Origin of the sequence: Pseudomonas sp. S5F11, from assembly GCF_019641515.1 — a bacterium.
GTDB classification, from domain to species: domain Bacteria; phylum Pseudomonadota; class Gammaproteobacteria; order Pseudomonadales; family Pseudomonadaceae; genus Aquipseudomonas; species Aquipseudomonas rhodesiae.
On record NZ_JAIFJZ010000001.1, the window covers coordinates 735,132 to 759,688 of the forward strand.

General features: G+C 61.7%; 23 protein-coding genes. 16 read left to right on the forward strand and 7 right to left on the reverse strand.

The window, feature by feature from the left end; genetic code table 11:
* Positions 1-28: 28 nt before the first annotated feature.
* From K1567_RS03195 to K1567_RS03250, 12 genes are all read left to right on the forward strand, one after another.
* Positions 29-757, forward strand: a complete 729-nt coding sequence (locus K1567_RS03195; protein ID WP_034097871.1) for an AraC family transcriptional regulator — start codon at positions 29-31, stop codon at positions 755-757.
* Between the two features lie 183 nt (positions 758-940).
* Positions 941-2,005: an SDR family oxidoreductase gene (locus K1567_RS03200; RefSeq protein ID WP_052202214.1), complete on the forward strand. Its 1,065-nt coding sequence runs from the start codon at positions 941-943 to the stop codon at positions 2,003-2,005.
* Complete coding sequence (locus tag K1567_RS03205) at positions 2,002-3,261, forward strand: aspartate aminotransferase family protein (RefSeq protein WP_220698127.1); 1,260 nt, start codon at positions 2,002-2,004, stop codon at positions 3,259-3,261. Before K1567_RS03200 ends, K1567_RS03205 begins: the two co-directional genes overlap by 4 nt.
* 14 nt (positions 3,262-3,275) lie before the next feature.
* Positions 3,276-3,719, forward strand: a complete 444-nt coding sequence (locus tag K1567_RS03210) for a type II toxin-antitoxin system RatA family toxin (protein WP_034097867.1) — start codon at positions 3,276-3,278, stop codon at positions 3,717-3,719.
* A 3-nt stretch (positions 3,720-3,722) separates the two neighbouring features.
* On the forward strand, positions 3,723-4,865 hold the full coding sequence (locus K1567_RS03215; RefSeq protein WP_034113710.1) for an acyl-CoA dehydrogenase family protein: 1,143 nt from the start codon (positions 3,723-3,725) through the stop codon (positions 4,863-4,865).
* A complete protein-coding gene (locus tag K1567_RS03220) occupies positions 4,862-5,689 on the forward strand; it encodes an SDR family oxidoreductase (protein WP_040268326.1) in 828 nt (275 codons plus the stop codon). Before K1567_RS03215 ends, K1567_RS03220 begins: the two co-directional genes overlap by 4 nt.
* 10 nt (positions 5,690-5,699) lie before the next feature.
* Positions 5,700-6,656 carry a fatty acid desaturase gene (locus K1567_RS03225; protein WP_034113708.1) on the forward strand — a complete coding sequence of 319 codons (957 nt, stop codon included), beginning with the start codon at positions 5,700-5,702 and terminating at the stop codon, positions 6,654-6,656.
* 57 nt (positions 6,657-6,713) lie between these two features.
* Complete coding sequence (locus K1567_RS03230; protein ID WP_034097860.1) at positions 6,714-7,514, forward strand: DUF3050 domain-containing protein; 801 nt, start codon at positions 6,714-6,716, stop codon at positions 7,512-7,514.
* A gap of 16 nt (positions 7,515-7,530) precedes the next feature.
* Positions 7,531-8,598 (forward strand): HlyD family secretion protein, encoded by a 1,068-nt coding sequence (locus K1567_RS03235; protein WP_034113704.1) that lies wholly within the window; start codon positions 7,531-7,533, stop codon positions 8,596-8,598.
* Positions 8,595-10,112: a DHA2 family efflux MFS transporter permease subunit gene (locus tag K1567_RS03240; protein ID WP_220698128.1), complete on the forward strand. Its 1,518-nt coding sequence runs from the start codon at positions 8,595-8,597 to the stop codon at positions 10,110-10,112. Before K1567_RS03235 ends, K1567_RS03240 begins: the two co-directional genes overlap by 4 nt.
* Positions 10,113-10,135: 23 nt before the next feature.
* Positions 10,136-11,479 carry a TolC family outer membrane protein gene (locus K1567_RS03245; protein ID WP_052229565.1) on the forward strand — a complete coding sequence of 448 codons (1,344 nt, stop codon included), beginning with the start codon at positions 10,136-10,138 and terminating at the stop codon, positions 11,477-11,479.
* 543 nt (positions 11,480-12,022) lie between these two features.
* Complete coding sequence (locus tag K1567_RS03250) at positions 12,023-12,892, forward strand: oxaloacetate decarboxylase (RefSeq protein WP_034097854.1); 870 nt, start codon at positions 12,023-12,025, stop codon at positions 12,890-12,892.
* 56 nt (positions 12,893-12,948) lie between these two features.
* Here K1567_RS03250 and K1567_RS03255 read toward each other — a convergent pair whose 3' ends face one another.
* A complete protein-coding gene (locus K1567_RS03255) occupies positions 12,949-14,304 on the reverse strand; it encodes a PAS domain-containing methyl-accepting chemotaxis protein (RefSeq protein ID WP_034097852.1) in 1,356 nt (451 codons plus the stop codon).
* 188 nt (positions 14,305-14,492) lie between these two features.
* On the opposite strand from K1567_RS03255, the gene K1567_RS03260 reads away from it, so the two are divergent.
* The 4 genes from K1567_RS03260 to trxA all read left to right on the forward strand — a co-directional run bounded on the left by K1567_RS03260 (position 14,493) and on the right by trxA (position 17,781).
* On the forward strand, positions 14,493-14,873 hold the full coding sequence (locus K1567_RS03260; protein ID WP_034097850.1) for a RidA family protein: 381 nt from the start codon (positions 14,493-14,495) through the stop codon (positions 14,871-14,873).
* 70 nt (positions 14,874-14,943) lie between these two features.
* Positions 14,944-16,923, forward strand: a complete 1,980-nt coding sequence (locus tag K1567_RS03265; protein WP_169867811.1) for a U32 family peptidase — start codon at positions 14,944-14,946, stop codon at positions 16,921-16,923.
* 277 nt (positions 16,924-17,200) lie between these two features.
* Positions 17,201-17,461, forward strand: coding sequence for a co-chaperone YbbN (locus tag K1567_RS03270; RefSeq protein ID WP_047882203.1), 261 nt, complete (start codon positions 17,201-17,203; stop codon positions 17,459-17,461).
* The gene (gene trxA, locus K1567_RS03275) at positions 17,458-17,781 is read left to right on the forward strand and encodes a thioredoxin (protein ID WP_034097846.1); all 324 of its coding nucleotides are present in this window, start codon (positions 17,458-17,460) and stop codon (positions 17,779-17,781) included. The genes K1567_RS03270 and trxA overlap by 4 nt, the downstream gene beginning before the upstream one ends.
* A 4-nt stretch (positions 17,782-17,785) precedes the next feature.
* On the opposite strand, the gene xylB is transcribed toward trxA, so the two are convergent.
* The 6 genes from xylB to K1567_RS03305 all read right to left on the reverse strand — a co-directional run bounded on the left by xylB (position 17,786) and on the right by K1567_RS03305 (position 24,466).
* Complete coding sequence (xylB, locus tag K1567_RS03280; protein ID WP_220698129.1) at positions 17,786-19,246, reverse strand: xylulokinase; 1,461 nt, start codon at positions 19,244-19,246, stop codon at positions 17,786-17,788.
* 16 nt (positions 19,247-19,262) lie between these two features.
* Positions 19,263-20,270: a LacI family DNA-binding transcriptional regulator gene (locus tag K1567_RS03285; RefSeq protein ID WP_256203863.1), complete on the reverse strand. Its 1,008-nt coding sequence runs from the start codon at positions 20,268-20,270 to the stop codon at positions 19,263-19,265.
* Between the two features lie 6 nt (positions 20,271-20,276).
* Positions 20,277-21,209 (reverse strand): ABC transporter substrate-binding protein, encoded by a 933-nt coding sequence (locus K1567_RS03290; RefSeq protein WP_034138098.1) that lies wholly within the window; start codon positions 21,207-21,209, stop codon positions 20,277-20,279.
* Positions 21,210-21,243: 34 nt separating this feature from the next.
* On the reverse strand, positions 21,244-22,212 hold the full coding sequence (locus tag K1567_RS03295) for an ABC transporter permease subunit (protein ID WP_094065826.1): 969 nt from the start codon (positions 22,210-22,212) through the stop codon (positions 21,244-21,246).
* A gap of 13 nt (positions 22,213-22,225) precedes the next feature.
* The gene (locus K1567_RS03300; protein WP_213634368.1) at positions 22,226-23,758 is read right to left on the reverse strand and encodes a sugar ABC transporter ATP-binding protein; all 1,533 of its coding nucleotides are present in this window, start codon (positions 23,756-23,758) and stop codon (positions 22,226-22,228) included.
* Between the two features lie 156 nt (positions 23,759-23,914).
* Complete coding sequence (locus tag K1567_RS03305; RefSeq protein WP_034097835.1) at positions 23,915-24,466, reverse strand: cytochrome b; 552 nt, start codon at positions 24,464-24,466, stop codon at positions 23,915-23,917.
* Positions 24,467-24,557: the final 91 nt, after the last annotated feature.

The window sequence follows — 24,557 nt, forward strand, 5'->3', positions numbered from 1 at the left end:
TTCACCCTCTGAGTCAGGAAGACCTTACATGTGGGATGGCAACGTTACCTTTGGTGATTCATGGGCCGGCTACATTGGCCGCGCGGATCAGAACACTGCCCACTCCCATGTTGCCATTCAGCTGTGCATCGGCGTACACCAGCCCGTCACCCTGGAGCTGCCAGGCCAGTCGATCCGCGCGGCCGGCGTGATCATCGGGCCCAATGTCGAGCACCGCGCCGTGCCCGAAATTCATCCGGTGGCCTTTGTCTACGTCAACCCGGATACCCCGTTGGGGCGTGCGCTCAACGCGTTGCTGCAAGACAATGGCATCGCCCTGGCCAGTGACGAACTGCTCGAGTGCTTTCGCCACTCCAGCTCCCTGTCTCAGTTTGTGGAAGCGCTGGGGCGCTTGTTGGCGATTACGTCGCCCATCGACCAACGCCTCTACAAGGCCTTGAACATTCTGCGCCTGGACCGCGACGGTCCGGGCTCCGTCAGCCGCGCCGCGAGTGCGGTCGGCCTGTCCAGCCCGCGCTTGCGCTATGTCGCCACGCACCAGATGGGCGTGTCGCTGTCCCAATGGATCATCTGGAACAAACTCGAGCGCGCGTCCAAATCCCTCGCTGACGGTTCCACCTTGTCGGATGCCGCCGCCGATGGCGGCTTTTCCGACCAGGCGCACTTGGCCCGCATCATGCGCCGCATGATTGGTATGACGCCCCGCACCGCTGCCAGGGTTTTGCGAAAGACAAGCGTTTCGTTCAAGACGCATTGATATCAAAAAGCCAATATCGATCGCATCTTATTCGCGAAAACGATAAGCGCTGATTGCCGGCCTCACACAGCACCTCAGCGCTACCGACAGTGAATGCAAGAGTGTTCGCCAGGGGTATCCGTGCCCGGGATTTGGCGGAACGCACCGTTAATTCTTTCGATGAGTCCGCAGGAAGCGTCCTACATGTCAGAACAGCAAAAATTAACCGTCCTTCTCACGGGGGGCTCAGGCGTACTCGGTGAATCACTGATCGACTGCCTGGCAGAGGACTTTGACCTGGTATGCCTGGCGCGTAAAAGCCGCATTTGCCACCCGCGAGTGGAGGTGCTCAAGGGCGATATATGCAGCCCGCGACTGGGGCTGGACGTCGGCGATTATGAAGCGCTGCTCAAGCGTGTCGATTGGGTGATCCACGCCGCAGCGGTGACCCGCATGGATGGCGATATCGACCAGATTTTTTCGGTGAACTACCTCGGCACCGAAAACGTCGTGAACTTTGTCCAGCAAGCGAACGTGCCGCTTTACCACATCAGCACCGCCTTCACCCATCCGTGCGACTACTACGAAGGCGTGCAAGCAGAAACGCCTTACGAAGTCGCCAAGCGCCAGGCTGAAACGCTGGTGCGCTCAGCGGGTATCGATGTTTCGATCTTTCGTCCCTCCATCATCATCGGCGACTCGGACAGCGGGCACATGCCCAACTTCCAGGGGTTTCATATGACCATGGGGCTGATGATGTCCGGCGTGCTGCCTATCGTGCCCTGCCCGCCTGCCGGGTATATCGACTTGATCGCCCGTGACGTGGCGGCGCGGGCGATTGCCAACGCGTTGCGCCAGCGCTTGATCGGCGCAGACTACTTTCTCACCAGTGGCCCGCAGGCGCTTGATCTCAACGGCCTGTTGGACCTGATGTGCCATTCCATGGAAGCCCAAGCCCAAGCCTTCACCCGGCCGCGCTGCATGGCGCCGGATATTTATGAGCGGCTGATCCGCCCAGTGTTCCTCCCGGCACTGACCGGCAATATCCAGGCCGCGCTGGGCCGCGCCAACCAGCTGTGTCGCTATGCCTGCCTGCGTACACCGCTGCCCACGTCACTCCCTGAGTTACTCGGCGAGCCGGCGTTCAGCGCACGGGATGTCAGCCGTGAGTTACTGCTCTCGCTCAACCACTTGGCGCCCAAGCTGGGCGCGTTGACGCGCATGCTCAAGCAGCCGATGCCAACCGTCGCACAGGCGTCAGTCGCATGAACCCGCTTCTTACCGAACCCGCAGCCGACGCCGCACAGGTGGACCAGTACTTCCGCCGGCACGTGAACTCAGGGTATGCGCGCCTCGCGTCGTTGATGAATTTGCCGATCGAACAGTCCAGCCATGGCGTCTATATCTACGACAGCCAAGGCCGCAAGTACCTGGATGCCGGCGGCTATGGCGTATTTTTCCTCGGCCACGGCCACCCGGTGGTGGTGGCGGCCGTCACCCGGCAGCTGCAGCAAAACGCCCTGGCCAGCAAGCTGTTGCTCAACCCGCAACAGGCTTTCGCCGCGCAAGCCCTGGCTGCGCATTGCCCTGGCAACCTGGACTATGTGTTCTTTTGCAACTCAGGTGCCGAGGCCACCGAAGCCGGCCTGAAACTCGCCCGGCTCAACGGCTGTCGCCGCACGCTGTCGACCCTCGGCGGCTTCCACGGCAAGACCCTCGGCGCACTCGCCGTCACCGGCCGCGAAAGCTACCGCGAGCCGTTCAGCGGCCTGCTTAGTGAAAGCACGTTCGTCCCCTTCGGCGACAGCGCCGCGCTGGAACAGCAATTGCGCGCTTCGCCGGACAAGGCCTGTGTGATTCTCGAACCGATCCAGGCCGAAGCGGGTGTGATCCTCGCGCCGCCAGGCTACCTGACACGTGTCCGCGCACTGTGCGACCAGTACGGCGCCGTGCTGATCATCGACGAAATCCAGTCCGGCATGGGCCGTACCGGCCATTGGTGGGCATGCGACCAGGAACAGGTGGTGCCCGACATCATGCTGGTGGGCAAAAGCCTGTCCGGTGGCTGCGTGCCGGTCAGTGCCATGGTCGCCAGCGCGGCAATTTACGCGCCGTTCAACCGCAACCCCACGGTGCATACCTCGACCTTCGGCGCCAACCCGCTGGCCATGGCGGCCGTGCAGGCCACGTTGCAAGTGATGGTGCAGGAAGACCTCGTGGAACGTGCCCGGCTGATGGGCCAGGACCTGCGCGCCCGCTTCAGCGCGCTGTTGCAGCAGAGGGGCCTGGTCGAGCGCGTCAAGTTGCGCAGTGCCGGCTTGTTGCTGGGCTTTGAATTCAGCGACGCCTCGGTCGCCGCGAACATGGTCATGGCCCTGATCGAACAGCAAATCATTGTGTGCCACTCGCTCAATGACCACCGGGTCGTCAGGCTCACGCCTTCCCCGCTGCTGACAGCCCAGGATTGCAATCGGTTGATCGAGGGGTTCGCCCACGCGCTGACCACCTCAATACCATCCCTTTGATTGGAGTTTCCCCCATGCAAGAAGTCAACGTACTGGCCCATATCCCCAGTGCCTGCGCTGATGAAGTCTTTGCCGTGATCAGCGACTTCAGCAACTACGTCGAGCTGTGCGAGTCGGTGCGCAATATCACGATCAATAAGGTCAGCGAGCAGGTGTCGTTCACTTCCTGGGAAGTCAATTTCCACAGCGGCATTCTCAAGTGGCAGGAGCGTGACACGTTCAATACCCAGACCCGGGAAATCCACTTCGAGCAAATGAGCGGCGATGTCGATCACTTCTCCGGAACCTGGCAAGTACTGCCGGACGGCAAAGACGCGGTCATCACCTTCGCCTCGCGCTTTGACCTGGGCCTGCCGATGCTCGCCGACATGCTCGACCCCGTGGCCCACAAAGCCATCCGCGACAACATTCACTCGATCATCACCGGTCTGTTCCCGGCGAGTTACTTGAAGGCCTGAACCATGTCCCTTTCACTGTTGAATCGCTCGCGTGCCTTGCTGCACAGCTACGCCCCAGGTTTTGACGAACGCCTGGCGAGCATCGCATTCGCCGAACGCGAAGCGCCGCCTAGCGAAGTCATCGCCCTGTTCAAGCAACAAGGGCCGGTCGGCCTGTTGGTCAACCGTGCCGCGGGCGGGTTGGGCGCGGGCATCCTTGATGCCGTGCATGTGCAGATCGCCCTGGGCGCGCGCTCACCCTCGCTGGCGGTGGCCAGCACCATGCATCAGTTTTCCGTGGCGAGCCTGTTGGCCCTCACCCAGAACGGCGGCGGTGCCGAAGGTTTGTTGTTGGCGGCGGTCGCACAAAAGCGCTTGCTGCTGTCCTCGGGGTTTGCCGAAGGCAACTCGGGTGCCGGCATTCTCGATTCGAACATGCAGGCGCTGCAAACCCCTGAAGGTGTATTGCTCAGTGGCAGCAAAAAGCCCTGCTGCCTCGGGCAGTCGATGGACTTGCTCACCGCCAGCTACACCCGCCAGACCGCCGAGGGCGAAGAGCTGATGGTCGCACTGATTCCGGCGAATGCACCGGGCATCACGCGGTCGCCGTTCTGGCAGAACAGCGCACTGGCCGCCGCCGAGAGCATCGAGGTGCGCCTCAACGAAGTCTTCGTGCCCGAACGCATGTTGTTTTCCGCCGGCTACAAACACCTGTTGGGCGACGTGCAAACCGTCGGTTTCATCTGGTTCGAGCTGTTGATTTGCGCGTCCTACGTGGGGGTCTGCGCCGGTTTGGTCGAGTCTGTGATCGAGGCCGGGCGCTGGACGCCCCATCACCGCGTGGAGCTGGCGGCTCAGCTGCAACTGGCGATCAGTGCCCTGGAAGGCGCGGCGCTGGATATCGAACGCAACCCGCAGGACCTGCCGAACGTGCTGGCCCGCCTGCTGCTGGTGCGCTACGGCATCGAACAACTGCTCACCGAGCTTTCGGACCAGGCCCACGCAATGCTCGGTGGGATGGCGTTTATCACCAGCAACCAGAGTTCGAACTGGTTGATGGCCTGCCGTGGCCTGCAGTTTCACCCGCCGGCGAAGATCTCGATGGCGAGCAACCTCGACACCTACTTGTCCCACTCAACCTTCAGCATCGCCGGAGCGCACCCATGAACCTGCTCGGAAAAATCGTCGTGATCACCGGAACCGCGCGCGGCCTCGGTTACGCGGCGGCCTGCACATTGAAAAAACAGGGCGCCACCGTGATCGGCCTGGACATTCTTGCGCCACAAGAGCCCGGGTTGCTGGATGGGTTTTATCAAGTCGACCTGTGTGACAGAACGGCGCTGACGCAGGTGATTGGTGCCATCAGCACCGACTTCGGCGACATCGATATCCTGGTGAATAACGCCGGCACCCTGACCCTGGAACGCGGCGAAACCGGCGTCACCGACTTAGTCACCCGCGCGGTGGATGTGAACCTGTTCGCGCCATGGCAACTGGTGGCCGGGTTCCTGCCGGGGTTGCTGCGCAAGCGCGGCAAAGTGGTCAACGTGTCGTCGCTGTTTGCCCTGGTGAACGCGCCTTATGTGGCCGCATACGCTGCCAGCAAACGCGCGCTGAGTGCTTATTCGGACGTGCTGCGCATGCAATATCGCGGGCAGCTCGACGTGGTCACCGTGTACCCGGGCTTTATCGACACCGCCATTCACTTGCCCGCCCAGCGCGTGGGTTTGTCGGTCAAGCGCCTGGTGACGTTCATGTGGGGTGACAGGACCCTGCTGTCTCTCGAAGAGAAACTCGATGCCGCCGCCGATGGCCTGGTTCGCGCCTGCCAAAAAGACGGCCTGCGCAACCGCGGGCTGACCTTTATGGGCACGCTGGCCATGTACACCGCGCGTATCGCACCAAGTGTGGTCGACGCCTTTATCGCCCTGCGCCTGCGCACGCTGACCCGCGGCGGGCACCTCGCGCTCAAACCTGAACTGATCGAGTAACGCGTTGCCAATGGCCAGACAACTCCACAGCAAGCCTCAGGTCCGCCTCGATCGGGCCTTGTTCAAGGCCCGGTCGGGTGAGTCCTTGTTGATCATCGGTTACGCCTTGTGCCTCTTCCTGCTGCCCCTCGCGCTGTTTGTGTGGGTGGCGAACACGGCCGCCACCCTGTGGGTGTTGCTGTGCTCGCCCCTTTGGGTGCTGGCCGGGTACGGGTGGTTTCTGCAAGCGATCCTCGGGCATGAAGGTTTCCATTTCAACCTGAGCAGCACGCCTATGCACAGTTGCTACCTGGGCATTTTCACCAGTTCGTTGCTGCCTGGATTCTGCGTGACCGGTTACTTCGTCGACCATTGGCAACACCATCGCTACAGCAACAGCGAACAGGACCCGGACTATCGGCACTTCTCGCGTTATCGGAGCCTGTTTAGCCGCCTTGCGCTGTCACGGTTGTTGGCCACCTCGAACTATCTGCAGGCGACGTTGCGCCTGGCTTTCGGCCCGCCGGTCAGCCCATCGCCCTTGCCTTCGCCTTTGAGCGCAGCCCAGGTGCGACGACTGGCGCGTTGCAATATCGCGTGCCAGGTCGGCTGGTTGAGTGTCTACGCGGTCGCCCTGTGGCAGATCGACGGGCTGCTGCTTGGGTTTGCCTTGAGCCTGGCGGTTGCGTTCCTGCTCTCGGCAGTTAATGCCTATCAGGAACATGCCTTCAGCGAGGGCCATGACCAGCCCCCTGCCCGCTCGCGCACCTCGCGCCTGAGCACCTGGCTGCACGCCGGCGCGAACTTTCACCTGGAACATCACTTTTATCCAGCGGTGCCGTGCTGGCGCCTGCCCAAGGTCCACCGCCAACTGCTGGACGCGGGGTGGTATGCAGACCGGCAATACCTGCTGGAGACACGCTTCATACCGTCCTTCAAGTACGCCTCCGGTCGCCATCCTTACCGTGGCGACACGCTGAACGACTGAACGGTCCTTACTTTCCCCATGGATTTTGGCCTGAACCATCAGGCCGCAGGAGCTGCTATGCCTTTTGATATCGACCGCCACATTGAAACCGAGCGCGCCCAGTTATTCGGCCATCCGCTTTTCGCCAATATCCGCACCGTTGAAGATGTACGCACACTGATGGAATTTCATGTGTTTGCCGTATGGGACTTCATGACCCTGCTCAAGCGCATCCAGCGCGACCTCACCTGTGTGGAGTTGCCGTGGGTACCGCCAACGCATATCACGGCTGCGCGCTTGATCAATGAAATCGTGGTCGGGGAAGAAACCGACGAACACCCCAATGGCGGCTTTATCAGCCACCTGGACCTGTACCTGACCGCCATGGATGAAATCGGCGCCGACAGCTCGGTATTCCGCCGTTTCCTCGCGGCCATCCAGGCCAAGGAACCGCTGGCCAAGGCCCTCAGCGACCGCGATATCCCATTGGCGGCCAAAGTGTTCATGTGCCAGACGCTCGATGTGGCGCAACACGGCACCACCGAAGCGGTGTTGGCGTATTTCTTCTTTGGCCGTGAAGACATCATCCCCGACATGTTCGGACGCCTGCTGTCGCAATGGTCGGTCAGCGAAACCGAGGTGCCGATGCTCACCTATTACTTGAAGCGCCACATCGAAATGGATGGCGACGATCATGGCCCGGCCGCTAAACGCATCATCGCTGAAATCGTCACCACCCCTGTGCAACACCAGCACATGGTCGAAAGCGCCAAGACCGCGATCAAATCGCGCATCGATTTGTGGGATGGCGTGCATCACTTTCTGCAGCACAAAGCGCAACACTCCACGGACCGCCCTGAGTGCCTAAGCCTCGCATGACCACAGGGAGCAGGACATGACCAAAGGTAAATTGATAAAACTGACACTGTGCGGCGTTGTGGTCGGTGGGTTACTGCTGCTCGGCTGGCAGCGTTGGCAGTATTCCAACGCGTACGTGAGTACCGATAACGCCGAGCTCGATGGCGTGATCATTCCGGTGCGCGCCAAGCTCTCGGGCGTGGTGATGAGCGTGCCGGTGACAGACAACGTCACGGTGCAAAGCGGTGATCTGCTGTTTCAGATCCGCGACAGCGAATATCAATACCAGGTCGAGCAGCGTGAGGCGCAATGGCAGGCGTTGCTTGCCGCCGCAGGGCGCGGCGGCGGTCCGGGTGCGTTGGACAGCCAGGTCCTCGGCGCGGTCGCAATGCGCCAGGCGGCGCAAGCGGCGCTGGCACAATCGAGCGCCAATCTGGAGCAGGCGCGCAACGATTACGGGCGCGCCCGCCGCCTGGGCGCCCAAGGTGTGTTGAGCACCCAGGATGTCGAGGTGGCCAAGGCGCGTTTCGACGCCCTGAGCCACGCCCAGGAAGCGGCACGCGGCAATGCCCAGGCTGCCGCGCAAAGCACCTTGGCCAACAAAGCCGAACTGAAAGTGCAGGACTACCGGATCGCGGCGGCGCAAGCCGAACTTGAACAGGCCCGGATCAAGCTGCACGACACTCGTCAGACCGCGCCGGTGCGCAGCATCGTCTCGAAAAAAGAAGTCGAGCCGGGCCAATTCGTGGTCGCCGGGCAGAAGCTGTTGAGCCTGATTGCCACCGACCCGCTGTGGATTACCGCCAACTTCAAGGAAACCCAGGTCGGGCGCGTGCGGGTCGGCCAATTGGCCAAGGTCACTGTGGATGCGTTTCCCGGGCAGGCTTTCGACGGGGTAGTCGAGAGCCTCGCACCGGCTACCGGCGCAAAGTTTTCACTGCTGCCCCAAGAGAACGCCACCGGCAACTTCACCAAGGTGGTGCAGCGCGTGCAGGTCAGGATTGCCCTCAAAGACGTGCCGGATGACTACAAAGCCTTGTTGAGCCCCGGCATGAGCGCCTTCGTCGAAGTCGCCACGCAACAGCACGGCAGCCATACGTTATGAAGTCGCCGTATCTGATTGCGCTGACCGTGACGCTGGTGTCGATGATGGAACTGCTCGACGTGACCATCGTCAACGTGGCGATTCCCAGCCTGATGGGCACCTACGGGGCGTCGGTCGATGAAATCTCCTGGGTGTCCACTGGCTACGTGGTGGCCAACGTAGTGATCCTGCCGGTCAGCGGCTGGCTGTCGGCCTGGTTCGGGCGGCGCACTTATTACCTGGTCTCCACGGCGCTGTTCGTGCTGGCATCCGTGGGCTGCGCCTTTTCCGCCGAACTCTGGCAACTGGTGGCATTCCGCGTACTGCAAGGCTTGGCGGGCGGCGGGTTGCTGGGGATCTCACAGGCAATTATTTACGACGTATTCCCCAAGGAGAAGGTCAGCAGCGGCATGGCGTTGTACGGCGTTGGCGTGATGATGGGGCCGACGTTGGGCCCCACGGTCGGCGGCTATCTGATCGACACCTTGTCCTGGCACTGGATATTCCTGATCAATCTGCCTATCGGTGCTGTGGCCCTGCTGCTGTGCTGGCTGTGCATCGGCGACTCCGCCAATGAAAGCAAACCCAGCAGCGTCGACTACAGCGGCTTCTGCCTGCTGGCCCTGGGCGTCGGCAGCCTGCAGATCCTGCTGGAGCGCGGCGAGCATTGGGACTGGATGGAATCGAGCTGGACGGTTGCCTGCCTGTTGCTCAGCAGCTTCAGCCTGGTGGGGTTCTTCTGGTGGGAACGGCGCGCGACCAACCCGATCGTCAATGTGGCGCTGTTTCAGAACCGCGAGTTTGTGATGGGCTGCATCTGTGCGTTTTGCGTGGGTTTCGGGCTGTACAGCACGTTATTCATGGTGCCGCTGTTTTTGCAGACGTTGCTGGCACAGAGCGCGTACCAGAGCGGGCTGGTGATTTTCCCCGGGGCGGTGGCCAGTGCCATCAGCACCTTGGTGATCGGCAAGCTGTCCCAGGAAAACAAGATCGACGAGCGCGTGTTCGTGACCTTGGGCATCGTCATGTACTGCTATGCGATGTTCCTGCACACCCAGTTCACCCTCGACAGCAACCCGGACACGCTCTATTGGCCCCTGGTGATTCGCGGCCTGGGCCTGGGCATGATCTTCGTACCGCTGACCAACCTGGCCATGCGCCGTCTGCCGCTGACGTTGATCTCGGGCGCTTCGGGCGTGCTCAACCTGATGCGCCAGCTGGGCGGCAGCGTCGGCATCGCCATTGCCGCGACCCTGCTCACGCGGTTCTCGTGGGAGCGCTATCGCCTGCTGTCCGAGCATGTGACCGAGTCCAGCCTGGTTGCCAGTGGCTGGGGCGGCGTGGAATCCAACCCGCTGTTTCTGTCCCTGAACCTTGCAAGCCATCAACAAGCCTTGGCCCTGATGCCTTACCTGCAAGCGCGTGAACAAGCGCAAATGCTGGCCTTCAGCATGCTGTTCGGCACATTGGGCGCGGTCATGGCCATCGGCATTCCCATGGTGCTGATGATGCGCAGAAGCACCCTCAGCCGATAACTTCTCCAGTGGAGCACATCCCCTTGCGTATTCCAGGGCTGCATCTCGACCCGATCACACTGCTCACTTTCCTGTGCGGCCTCAGCCTCGCCTGCTGCCCGGCCAATGCGGCGGCGGAAGACTTGTACCAGCTGTACCAGAAGGCGCTGACCCACGACATGAAGTTCGCCGCCGCACAGGCGCAACAATTGGCCACCGCGGAAAAAGAACCGCAAAGCCGTGCCAACCTGTTACCGGACCTGTCGGTCACCGGCGGCGCGGCGTGGGTCGATGCCGAGGATTCGTCCGACTACCATCGCAACCGCAATAACACCAACGCCTATGCCGTGGTTCTCACCCAACCGCTGTTGCGCTGGCAGAGTGTGGTTGCCCACGACCAAAGCAAACTGATGATCAGCGCCAGCGAGGTGCAGACCGAACAGGCGCGCCAGGACCTGATGCTGCGTGTCGCCCGCGCCTACTTCAACGTACTGCTTAACCAGGAACTGCTGAACACCCGCACGCAACAGTTGCAAACCCTGCAGGAGAGCCAGGACCGCACCCGGCGTTTGTTGGCCGACGGCGCCAGCACCCACAACGCGCTCGAACAGGTTCAGGCCAAATACGACCAGGCCTTCGCCGAGCAAATCGCCGCACGCGGCGCGCTGGATATCGCCACCGAAGCCCTCACCCAATTGACCGCCGCCCAGGCGCGCCCATGGTCGGGCAAGGAGCCACAGTTCAGCGCTCCGGTGCCCGCCGCGATCGGCGCCTGGGCCACCACCGCACAACAAGGCAACCTCGCCGTGCAGCGGGCGCAGATTGCCCAGCGCCTGGCCGAAATGGACATCGACAAGGAACAAGCCGGCCACTTGCCGACCCTTGACCTGATCGCCGCCCATGGCCGTTTTGCCTCGGTCGGCGGCGATGTGTACGACATCACCCTGCCGGAGAATCGTTATAACCAGACGGTGGTCGGGGTCAAACTGAGCGTGCCACTGTATGGCGGCGGCCGTACCAGCAGCCGCGTGCGCGAAGCCCATGCGTTGCAGAGCAAAGCCCTGGATGAACTCGAAGATGCGCGCCGCAGCGCCGGGCTGATGGCCCGCCAGGCCTACCTGCAAGTGACCAGCGGCATGAGCCAATACCAGGCGCTCAAACAGGCGCTGAAATCCAGCCAGGTCAACCTCACGTCGGTGACCCACGGCTTCGAGGCCGGTGCGCGCATCAACACGGAGGTACTGGACGCACAGCAGAAAGTCACGGACACCCAGCAACGTTTGGCCCAGCAACGCTACGCGATTCTGCTCGCGCAGCTCAATCTGCTGGCGTCGACGGGGAACCTGAACGACGCGCGTCTGCGTGAGGTCAGTCGCCTGCTCGATTGAAGCCGGTGCACGCCCCATTCAGCCCATGTACCTGAGCCATTGAATTCAGGGTTCGATAATCGAACGGGTTCCCGCTTCTGCCGTTCAAGTTCACTGCGTGAATGCGGATAGCACGATCACTATCACTTAAGTGGTCTGCGGAGTATGCCCATGTTTGCCCATCGGCCAGGTACCGTGTGACCTCGTCATAATCATTTGCGCCGCGCCCCTTAGAGGACAGGATCACGATCACATGGCCCTTGCCCTGGTCCAGCGCTTCGATATGGACGTTGTCCTTCTCGGCCTCCAGTGTACGTACCGAATCATCGGCATTTGCGCAGGCTATAGGCTACGAGGCCAGCGACGATTTATGAACATCTGACATCGCCCACTTGTTCAATTATATGTCGGGGTCTTCTATCTAAATCATCAACCCCGTCCTATGTGCTTCCCGCATACCCCATTCTCAAACGTCATAATCCCGCGTTTTCCTACGTGGTAGTCTCACACGTCTACCAATAGGCATTGATCGTATGTCGTCAATGGCCCCAACCAGGAAAGATCATGCCAAAAAAGTCCCACTCAGCCTTGCGCGTTAATTTTCGTGAATTGTTGGCAACGCCTGCGTGCGTTGAAACCGCTTCCGTGTTTGATCCGATGTCGGCAAGGATTGCCGCCGACCTGGGTTTCGAGGTCGGTATCCTGGGCGGCTCCGTGGCCTCGTTGCAGGTTCTGGCGGCCCCCGATTTTGCGTTGATCACGCTGAGTGAGTTCGTTGAGCAAGCCACCCGCATCGGTCGTGTCGCGCAGTTGCCCTTTATTGCCGATGCCGATCACGGTTACGGCAATGCGCTGAATGTGATGCGCACCGTTGAAGAACTGGAACGTGCCGGCGTCGCCGCGCTGACCATCGAAGACACGCTGCTGCCGGCGCAATTCGGGCGCAAGTCCACGGATTTGATTTCCATAGACGAAGGTATCGGTAAAGTTCGCGCGGCGCTGGAAGCGCGGGTTGACCCAGAGCTGTCGATCATTGCCCGCACCAACGCCGGCGTATTACCGACCGAAGCGGTGATCGAACGCACCCTGGCCTATCAGAAAGCCGGTGCCGATGGCATCTGCATGGTGGGCGTCAGCGACTTCGAGCACTTGGAGAAAATTGCGGAAAACCTCACGGTGCCGTTGATGCTGGTGACCTACGGCAATCCCAAACTCAACGACGCGCAACGCCTGGCCAGTCTGGGTGTGCGGGTCATCGTGGCCGGCCATGGCGCGTACTTCGCGGCGATCAAGGCGACCTACGACAGCCTGCGCGCCCAACGCCAGCTGACCCACAGCACTTCGAACCTCAGTGCCACCGAGTTGACCCACACCTACACGTTGCCCGAGAGCTACGTAGCCTGGGCCAAAGAATTCATGGACGTAAAAGAGTAACTACCCGGTGGATCGAGGGGGCTGCCCCCCTCCTCCCACGCGGGTCTGCCCCCCGGTCAGCCAACCCAGCCCACCGCAGTTTTCGGAATTACTTCCGATTCATCCAGCTTCGACGCAAACATGCTCACCGCCTTCACGGCATCGCTGGTGCTGGTGCGTATCTGCAGAATCACCGAACCCGCCTGATCCGCCAGGTTGACGCCACGCTGCGCGCCCTCCTGGGTGGCATTCATGCTGCTCACCGCGTCGCGGGTTTCCGACAGGATCATGCCGATCATCTCGGCGATTTCCGCCGTGGAACGGCTGGTGCGACCGGCCAACTGGCGAACCTCGTCGGCCACCACCGCAAAGCCGCGACCCTGGTCACCGGCGCGGGCCGCTTCGATGGCCGCATTGAGGGCCAATAGGTTGGTCTGGTCGGCAATGCCGCGGATGGTATTGACGATGGCGGTGATCTGCTCGGAACGGTCACCCAACTGCCCCACCAATCGCGCGGAGGCGCCGATGTTTTCGGCAATCCGGCGCATTTCCGTGGCGGTGTCGTGGATAACCTGAGTGCCGTGTTCGGCAAACCGCTCGGTTTCCGAAGAGATATGGTAGGCACGCGAGGCGCCGCGCGAGTCTTCCTCGAATTTTTCCACGCGCTCGGTGATATCGCTGGCGAACTTGACGATTTTCAGCAGCGTGCCGTCGATGTCATAGACCGGGTTATAACTGGCTTCCAGCCACACTGGGCGGCCATGTTTGCCGATGCGTTTGAATTGCCCAGTGAAAAATTCACCGTTGTTCAGGCGACGCCAGAAGTCGGCGTATTCGCCACTGTTGACCAGGCTCGGTTCGCAGAACATGCGATGATGCTTGCCCTTGAGCTCGGCAAGGGAGTAGCCCATGACATTGAGGAAATTGGGATTGGCATCGAGTACGTGGCCGCTCAAATCAAACTCGATCACCGCCATGGCCCGGTCCAGCGCCGCGAGTTTGCTGCGGGTTGCGGCCTCCTGCTCGACCTTGCTGGTAACGTCCAAGGCGTACTTGACGACTTTCAGCACTTGGCCACGTTCATCCAACACCGGGTTGTAGCTGGCCTCCAACCAGACGGTTTTGCCGTTGGAACCCACCCGTTTGAAGGTGCCCGAGACGAATTTGCCGGCGCGCAGATCCGCCCAGAATTCACTGTAGGCCGGGCTGCTGGTGAGTGCAGGCAAACAAAAGTCGCGATGGGATTTGTTGGCCAGTTGATCGGCGCTATAACCCATGGTTTTCATAAAGTTATCGTTGGCCCGCAGCACCTTGCCGTTCAGGTCGAATTCGACCACCGCCATTGAGCGTTCCAACGCGGCGTTCAGCCCTTTGTATTCGGTGACTTCGGCCTTCCTGGCCGCCAGTTCTGTTTTTAATGCGTTATTGAACATGACGAACCCTCTGCCGTACGGAGAACCTGCTTCTAAAGTAGCTATCGGCCCCAGTTTTAGCGACTTTACGCGGCTTTAATTTTTATTTTCTGGCGTCAAAAAAACGTATTGCCATAGCCCCCGGTTTGCCCTGGCCAATGATTTCGAGGACCATGGCGCCTTTGTGTTTTTGCCCACCAGAGGTGCCCATGGCCAACCACGATCTGTCCTACACTCCGGACCCGGATGCCGAGTCCATTTCTTCCGACGTTGTCGGCTTCAACGGCATCCTGGTGTCGACCCAGATCCCGACCCGTGCCGACGGCAGCCTGGAACTGGGGGATATCACCCTGCAAAGCGAATGCACGCTGCAAGCGCTGAAAGTCGCCCTGGAAAAAGCCGGCAGTTCCATGGATCGGGTGATGCACCTGACCATTTATCTGACGGATATGGCCGATCGCGCGGCCTTCAACGAGGTCTACAAACGCTTTTTCGCCAAGCCCTGGCCCGTGCGCGCGGCGGTTGGCGTGGCGGCACTGGCGGTTGAAGGCATGCGCGTGGAGGTCACCGCGATGGCGGCCAAGGCCTGAAGTGATGCCGGTCAGGCATTTCACGGCTACAATGCGCGCCTCAACCGTGACAAGCCTGACTAAAAAAACTATGTCCTTGCCCAAGCATCACCTGGAATTGCTCAGCCCTGCCCGCGATGTAGCCATCGCCCGCGAGGCCATCCTGCACGGCGCCGACGCCATTTATATCGGCGGCCCCAGCTTCGGCGCGCGCCACAACGCGTGTAACGAAGTGAGCGATATCGCTCAACTGGTCGAGTTCGCCCGCCGTTACCACGCCCGGGTGTTCACCACCATCAATACCATCCTGCATGACAACGAGCTGGAGCCGGCGCGCAAGCTGATCCATCAGCTCTACGACGCCGGTGTCGACGCGCTGATCGTGCAGGACCTGGGGGTGATGGAGCTGGATATCCCGCCCATCGAGCTGCATGCCAGTACCCAGACCGATATCCGCACCCTGGCCCGCGCCAAGTTTCTCGATCAGGCCGGGTTCTCCCAACTGGTATTGGCCCGTGAGCTGAACCTGCAGGAAATCCGCACCATCGCCGACGAGACCGATGCCGCCATCGAGTTCTTCATTCATGGCGCACTGTGCGTGGCGTTTTCCGGGCAGTGCAATATCTCCCACGCGCAGAACGGCCGCAGCGCCAACCGCGGCGATTGCTCCCAAGCGTGCCGCCTGCCGTACACCTTGAAGGACGATCAGGGGCGCGTCGTGGCCTTTGAAAAACACCTGCTGTCGATGAAAGACAACAACCAGAGCGCCAACCTGCGTGCGCTGGTAGAGGCCGGTGTGCGTTCGTTCAAGATCGAAGGCCGTTACAAGGACATGGGCTATGTGAAGAACATCACCGCCTATTACCGCCAGCGCCTGGACGACATTCTCGAAGATCGTCCGGACCTGGCCCGTGCCTCCAGCGGTCGCACCGCGCATTTCTTCCTGCCCGACCCGGAAAAAACCTTCCACCGTGGCAGCACCGACTACTTTGTCAGCGAGCGCAAGATCGACATCGGCGCTTTCGACACGCCGACCTTCACCGGCCTGCCGGTGGGTGTGGTGGAAAAAGCCGGCAAGCGCGACCTGCAGGTAGTCACCCATGAGCCGCTGTCCAATGGCGATGGCCTGAACGTGCTGGTCAAGCGTGAAGTGGTGGGGTTCCGCGCCAACATCGCCGAGCCCAAGGGCGAGTTCGAGGAAGACGGCCAGAAGCGCTACCGCTATCGCGTTGAGCCGAATGAAATGCCCGCCGGCCTGCACCAACTGCGCCCCAACCATCCGCTGAACCGCAACCTCGACCACAACTGGCAGCAGGCGCTGCTCAAGACCTCGGCCGAGCGCCGTATCGGCCTTGCGTGGGTCGCGCGTTTGCGTGAAGAGCAGTTGCACGTCACCGCTACCAGCGAGGAAGGCATCAGCGCCAGCGTCACCCTGCCCGGCCCGTTCGGCGTGGCCAACAAACCGGAACAGGCGCTGGATACCTTGCGCGACTTGCTCGGCCAACTGGGCACCACCGAATACCACGCCACTGCCATCGAGCTGGATGCGCCGCAGGCGTTCTTCATCCCCAACTCGCAGCTCAAGGCACTGCGCCGCGAAGTCATCGAAGCGCTGACCGCCGCCCGGGTCGCGGCGCACCCCCGTGGTGGGCGCAAGGCCGAAACCACACCGCCGCCGGTCTATCCGGAAGCGCACCTGTCGTTCCTGGCCAACGTCTACAACCAGAAAGCCCGCGACTTCTACCACCGCCACGGGGTGAAGTTGATCGACGCGGCCTTCGAAGCCCATGAAGAAACCGGCGAAGTGCCGGTGATGATCACCAAGCACTGCCTGCGCTTCTCGTTCAACCTGTGCCCTAAACAGGCCAAGGGCGTCACGGGCGTGAAGACCAAGGTGGCGCCGATGCAACTGATCCACGGCGACGAAGTGCTGACCCTGAAATTCGACTGCAAGCCGTGTGAAATGCATGTGGTGGGCAAGATCAAGGGCCACATTCTGGGCTTGCCGCAACCCGGCAGCGTGGTCGAACACTTCAACCCGGACAAACTTATCTATCAGGGCACGCACTGACGCTGTTGCACTTCGTCAACGGCTAACACTGTTTTGTGGTGAGCGGGCTTGCCCCGCGCCGGGCTGCACAAGCAGCCCTGGAACCGGCTGTCCCCATTCGCTCTGACACTGCGCCGCAGTTTGATCGCGGGCCGCCTCGCGGCCCAGTGCGGCGCAACCCCGCTCATACAGGCACCGCCTTGGGCTATCGCCAATCGATCTAACCCCCTGTCATTTTTCACAGGTGCCTTCGCCGCCTCGTTGCGTTAGCGTCGGTGCTGTGGCTGGAGGGTTGCCCATGACGCGCTCACTTATCAAAGAAGTCAGCGATGCCAATTTCGATAGGCAGGTGTTGCAGGCCCTAGGCCCAGTGTTGGTGTATTACTGGAACAATAGCTGCGGCCATCTGCCCTACCTCGAACAAATGGCTGAGGATTACCTGGGCCGCTTGACCATTGTGACGCTGAATGTCGACGACCATTGCGTCACACCGGCCCGGTACGGGGTGCACGAGGTGCCCACGCTGATGCTGTTCAAAGACCACAGGAGGCATTTATGAGTCAGATCAAAGCCATCACTGACGCTTCGTTCGAGGACGACGTCATCCACAGCACCAAACCTGTACTGGTCGACTTCTGGGCCGAATGGTGCGGCCCGTGCAAAATGCTTGCGGTGTCTATCGAACAGATCGCCGAGGAATACGCAGATCGGTTGCAGGTTGCCACACTCAATGTCGACGAGAATCCAGCCACGCCGCAAACATATGGCATACGTAGCATTCCTACGCTGATGCTGTTCAGTGGCGGTCATGTAGAAGGGACGCAAATCGGCGCTATCACGAAGTCGCGACTGATCAGCTTTCTGGACGGCAAGCTCTGATTGCTCAGGCCCGCAACCCTTTCGCCGCCTCCAACAATCCCTGAAACCGCCGATAACCCTCATCCAGCACCGCCCGCTGCGTCGCATCCGGCAAATAGCGCGCCTTGATCGGCATACCTGCTGCCAGCAAGTCTGCGCCCTCGCCCACCGCCATGAACCCGAGTTTCGCCGCGCCGATGCAGGCGCTCAGTTCACTGCCGTGCAACGTGTAGATCTCCCGTTGCAGGATATTGGCCAGCAACTGCGCCCAATATGCGCTGCGCGCGCCGCCGCCTACCAAAGCGCAGGCGCCGACCTGTGCGCCCGCCGATTGCACCGCGTGCAGCGCATCCAGCAGGCCGAAGCCGACGCCCTCCATCACCGCATAGCCGAGCATCGCCGGTGTGCAGTCATGCCCCAGCCCCATAAAGCCGCCGCGCAACAAGGGGTCGTTGTGCGGCGTGCGTTCGCCGGCCAGGTACGGCAGGAACAACGGCGTGTGCAGCGGCACGGCCTGTTCGATCGGTAATTGCGCCTGGACCTGCGCTAGCAAGGTTTGCTCATCCGCCATCCCGGTCAACCGCGTGACCCAGCGCAAGCAACTGGCACCGGCGAGCATGGCGCCCATGGTGTACCAGCGATCCGGTAGCGCATGGCAGAAGCTATGTACCGCGCTGGCCGGGTTGCCGGCGGCGTGGTCGGTGATCGCCACAATCGCCGCGCTGGTGCCCAAGGTGATGAAACCGTCCCCGGCATGGACCGCACCGATGCCCACCGCCGCCACCGGGTTATCGCCGCCACCGCCGGCGATCACTACCTCGGGCGAAAGCCCCAGCTGCGTCGCGGTCAACCGCGCGCTTGGCGCGCCGCCTTCAACCAGTCGAGGCATCTGCCACGGCGCCAGGCCGGTGGCGCGCAGCATCGGCGTGAACCACTCGCGTCGGGCCACATCCAGCCACAGCGTACCGGCGGCGTCGGACATCTCGCTGATGCGCTCGCCAGTCAGACACAACCGCAGGTAATCCTTGGGCGACAACACGCAGTCGATGGCTTTGAACACCTCTGGTTCATGCTCCCGCAGCCACAGCAACTTCGGCGCGGTAAGCCCGGCCATCGGCAGGCTGCCGGTGACATCGGCGAAATCCGCGCCCAGGCGTTCTGCCTCGGCCACGGCGCGGGAGTCATCCCACAGGATGGCCGGATACAGCACCCGGTCGTCCGCACCCAACAGCACCGCGCCGTGCATCTGCCCGGACAGGCCGATACAGGCCACATCGGCATACGCCGGATGGCTGCGCAGCTGGCCAAGTGCCTGCACACAGGCTTGCCACCAATCCTGCGGCGCCTGCTCTGACCAGCCGCTGTGGCGTCTTGAAACGCTCAGGCGCACGCCGGCATGGGCCAGGACGTTGCCGTCGAGGTCCATCAGGATGGCTTTGAGTTCAGAGGTGCCGAGATCGATGCCCAAGGAAACCGGACTGTTCATACGTATGTGATTCCAATCAGTGGCAGCCACAGGAATTGCGTATTCGCAGGGTTGGTGCCAGGCGCACACACTGGGTGGGCGCAGCGGGCGACGCCATGCGTTGCAGCAGTAGATTGACCGCCTGGGCACCCAACGCCTGCACAGGCTGGGCGATCAGGGTCAAGCGCGGCACGAAAAAGTCTGCCCAATCAAAATCATCAAACCCCACCAACGCCATCTGCGCCGGGACCTCCAGGTGCGCATCACGCAGAGCGTGCATCGCGCCCAGGGTCATCAAGTTATTACCGGCCATAATCGCCGTCGGTGGCGACTCCAGGCCCAACAGTTGCACCGTGGCCTGACGAGCCGGCTCGGTACTGGAACCGCCGTTTACCAACAGCTGCGGATCAACTGCCAGCCCCGCCCCCTGCAACGCCGCCGTGTAGCCGGCCACCCGCTCATCCGTGGTACTGAACCCCGCACGCCCGGCGATAAAGCCGATACGGCTATGCCCGTGGCTTATCAGGTGTTCGATCAAGGTTTGCGTGGACCGCGCGTTTTCCACCCCGACCTGATCAAATTGCGCGCTCATCATCCGATCCACCAGCACCGCCGGAATCTGGTTGGCACGCAGGTAATCCAGGGCCAGGGACTCATTCGACGGGGCCAGCACAATACCGTCGACACGCCGATGATGCAGCGCCGTCACTACCCGCAACTCTTGCTGCGGGTCATCGTGGGTGTCGACAAACAGCATCATATAGCCGTGCTTGGCGCACTCGGTTTCAATCGCGTGCACGGTCTCGCTGAAGTAGTGATTGGACAGCGCCGAAATCGCCACGCCAATGGTGCTGGTGCTGGAACGGGCCAGCGAGCGCGCCAGGGTGTTGGGGATATAACCCAGATCCTGGATCGCACGCTGCACCGCCAGCACCGTCGCCGCGCTGACTTTACGGGTGCCGTTCACCACATGGGACACGGTTGAAGTCGACACCCCGGCGCGGCTTGCCACATCGTCCATGGTGACCATGGCGCGGTTCCTCAGACGGACTCAGTGTTTGCTCGACCAGCCGCTGTAGCTGCCGACATTGTCGCGGGTGATCAGTTTCGGCGTGAGCAACGTCACCGCGTCGGCCGGGGCTTTGTCGTTGAGAATGTCATTGCCTACGTCCACGGCGGTCTGGGCCATGGCCCACGGGTCCTGGCTGGCGGAGGCCTGGATCTGCGTATCGCTCTTCAGTGCATTTTCGATGTCCGGCGCGCCATCCACCGAGGTGATGATGATGCCGCTGCGCTTGAGCTGCTTGGCTGCCAGGTCGCTACCGATGGCTTGGGGGTCGTTGATCGCGAACAGGCCGTCGATTTTCGGGAAACGGGTGAGATAGCCCTGCATCACGTTCAGGCCGCCTTCGCGCGAACCTTTTCCGTCCTGATCGTCGGACAGCACCTTGATGTCCGGCGCGCCGGCCAATGCAGCTTTGCAGCCCTTGACGCGGTCGGTCACGGCGGTGACCTGCGGGCCGTTCTGGATAATCACATTGCCTTTGCCCGAGAGCTTGTCCACCAGGTACTGGCAGGCCAGCTTGCCGGCTTCGACGTTATCGGTCTGTACGGTGGCGTTCACGCCCTTAGCGTCCACATCCACGGCGACTACGACGATGCCGGCGTCGCGGGCTTTCTTGATCGCCGAGGCCATGGCCGAGGGGTCGACGGCGTTGAGCAGTATCAAGTCGACCTTGGACGAGATGAAGTTGTCGATCTGGGAAAACTGTTTGCTCAGGTCATAGTCGGCGGACACCGAGGTGACCTTGACGTTGGGATTCAACGCCTTGGCCCGCGCCGTGGCACCGTCGGCCAGAGTCACGAAATACGGGTTGCCCAGCGAGCCCATGCTGATGCCCAGCGCTTTGAGTTCACGGGCCTGTACTGCCTGGGACATCAGGGCAGCCAGGGCGATGACGGGAACGATACGTTTAAAGTTCATGCGCTTCTCTCTTGTGATTGTTGTAGGAGATAAATCAGGTGCGCGCGCCGGACTGGCGATAACGGTCCAGTGCCACCGCGCCAATGATCACGATGCCTTTGATGATGTATTGCCAGATATCCGACACCCCCAGCAGCACCAGGCCATTGGTGAGCACGGCAATGATCAGCGCGCCGATCAGCGTGCCACCGATGGTGCCGACGCCGCCGGTAAAGCTGGTGCCACCGAGAATCACTGCGGCAATCGCATCCAGCTCGTAGGATTGCCCCAGTTGCAGGCCGTTGGCGGCAAACAGGCGTGAAGCGCTCATCACCGCGCCGAGCCCGGCCAACGCCCCGGACATGGCATAGACGAACAGCAACACCTTCCACACCTTGATCCCCGACAGCCGCGCCGCTTCCGGGTTGCCGCCCACCGAATAGATCTGCACCCCCATCACCGTGCGGCGCAGGATAAACCACGACAGCGCCACCACTGCCACGGCAATCACCACCAGCCATGGCACGCCAAGGATCGAGTCGTTACCGATAAATGCAAACGGCAGATCCGGGTTGAACACCGTCTTGTCGTCGGCCAACAGCCGCGCCAGCCCACGCATGGCGGTGAGCGCGCCGAGGGTGACGATAAACGGCGGCAGGCGCATAAAGGCGATCAGCCCACCGTTGACCAGCCCGAGTAACAGCCCGAAGCCGATGCCGGCGGCGATGCCGAACATACCGAATTGCGGCGACATCGACGCCTGCAACGCCACCACCGCCGAGGCTGCCAGGATCGCGCCCACCGACAGGTCGATGCCGGCAGTGAGGATCACGAAGGTCATGCCCGCCGCCAACACCACGTTCACCGAGGCTTGCTGGGTGATGATCGACAGGTTCTGCAAGGTCAGGAAGTTTTCACTGGCCAGGGCAAAGCCCACCAGCAGCAACACCAGCACCGGCAACATGCCGACCGTGCGCATCAACTCGCGGGCGCGTTCGGCTTTGCCTATGGGTGTGAGGGTCATTGTGTTGTTTGAGTCAGCCATGGGCAGCCACCTGATCGCCACCGGTGGCGAGGTCGATAATACGTTCCTGGGAAATAGCGTGGCCGGAAGCCCCGCCGACTTCGGCCACCAATTGGCCTTCGCGCATGATCAGCACGCGGTCGCAGGTGCCGATGATTTCCGGCAGCTCGCTGGAAATCACCACAATGCCCACCCCGGCCAGCGCCAGCTGATTGATGATGCGGTAGATCTCGGATTTGGAGCCGATGTCCACGCCACGGGTGGGTTCGTCGAGGATCAGCACATGGGGCTTGACCTCCAGCAAGCGCGCCAGCAGCACTTTCTGCTGGTTGCCACCGGATAACGCGCCGACGTTGACCTTGCCCGACGCCACGCGGATCGACAGCGACTTGATCGCGTCATTCGAGCGTTGCGCGGCGTGCGCCCGGTCGAGCACGCCACCGGCGCGGGCATCCGGCACACAGGCGCAGACGTTGATGTTGTCGGCCACGCTCATGTCGAGGAACAGGCCCTGGGCCTTGCGGTCTTCGGTGAGGTACACCACGCCGGCACGAATCGCGTCCGCCGGGGTGCGCAGTTGGGTGACGGTCTTGCCCACCACTTCCAGGGTGCCGCTGGTGCGCGGGTCGGCGGCGAAGATCAGGCGCGCCAGCTCGGTGCGCCCTGCCCCCACCAGCCCGGCAATGCCCAGCACCTCACCGGCATGCAGGTCGAAACTGCACTGGCGCACGCGTTTGCCGTCGGCCATGTCGCGCACGCGCATCACCACGGCGCCGGGGTCGTACGCCGCGTGGTCCTTTTTATAGAACCCTGACAAGTCGCGGCCCACCATCATTTTCACCAGCACCTCGGCCGACAGCGCCTCGCGGGTCAGTTCGCCGATGTACTGGCCGTCGCGCAGCACCGATACACGGTCCGACAGCTCGTAGATCTCGGCCATGCGGTGGCTGATGTAGATGATCGCCAGGCCTTGGCTGCGCAGCTGTTTGATCAGCGCGAACAGGCGATCCGTTTCGCGGGACGACAGCGGCGTGGTGGGCTCGTCCATCACCAGGATCTTGGCGTGGGCATGCAAAGCGCGGGCGATCTCCACCAGTTGGCGCTCGGCAATCGACAGGCTGCTGACCCGCGTGGCCGGGGTGAATTCGGCGCCAAGGCGTTGCAGCACCTCGACGCAGCCGGCCTGCATGCCGGCGCGGTCGATGGTCCAACCACGCCGTAGTTCGCGGCCCAGGTAAATGTTCTCGGCCACGCTCAGGTTCGGGCACAGGCTCAGTTCCTGGTAGATCACGGCGATGCCGAGGGCTTTGGCGGTGGCGGGATTGAATGTGGCGATGGGCTCGCCGCCGATGCGGATTTCACCGCCGGGATCGGCCTGATAAGCGCCGGAAAGGATTTTCATCAAAGTGGATTTGCCGGCGCCGTTCTCCCCCATCAAGGCGTGGATTTCGCCGGGGTAAACCTTCAGGCCGACATTTTTGAGCACGCGCAAACCGTTGAAGGTTTTGCTGATGCCCTGCATCTCCAGCAAGGGTTCAAGGCTCATGTCTGAGCTCCTGGTTTTATTATTTTTGTCGTTCGGCCCCCTTTGGATCAGAGCCGATTGGCACCGACTCTAATCAGATACATTTACTTACGCAAGCGCTTGCGTGCGCCATTTGTCGCTAGAAGAAACGTTTCATCAAACTGATTTGTCGCAACTTCAGCGATTACGCGATTTAGGCAGCATGCGTATCAGCGTGTTGTCGCGCACCCAGTAGTGATGGAACAGCCCGGCGGCCGCATGCAGGCCGATCAGCCAATAACCGGCATTGCCCAGCCACTCATGCCAGTGCTTGAACACCTTGGCTTGGTCCGGGTCCATCGCCACCAGAGCGGGCAACGACCACTCGAAGTACGGCAGGGTTTTACCCCCCGCGCTAAGCATCAGCCAGGCCAGCAGCGGCGTCACGATCATCAAGCCATACAGGGCCAGGTGCATCAGGTGCGCCAACGCCGTTTGCCAGACCGGAGGCCGCGGCACGATGGCCGGACGAGGAGCCAGACGCCCGAGCAAGCGCACCCACACCAACAGGAAAATACCCATCCCCAGCAGCCCATGAGTGCCCGCCATGAAGCTCCTCGCCACACTGCCGCGAGGCAGCAGGCCTTTGATTTCGATGCAGGCATAGACACCGACAAACAGCGCCAGCATCAGCCAGTGCAGGGTCATCGATAACCGGGCGTAGCGCTGCGTTACCCAATATTGGTTCATGGAAAAGTCGCCTTTGAGCAAGTGATGGCCGAGGCCGGCCTGGAAAGTCCGCGCCACCCTGCCCTGGCAGTCTTAAGCCAGTCTGAAGACC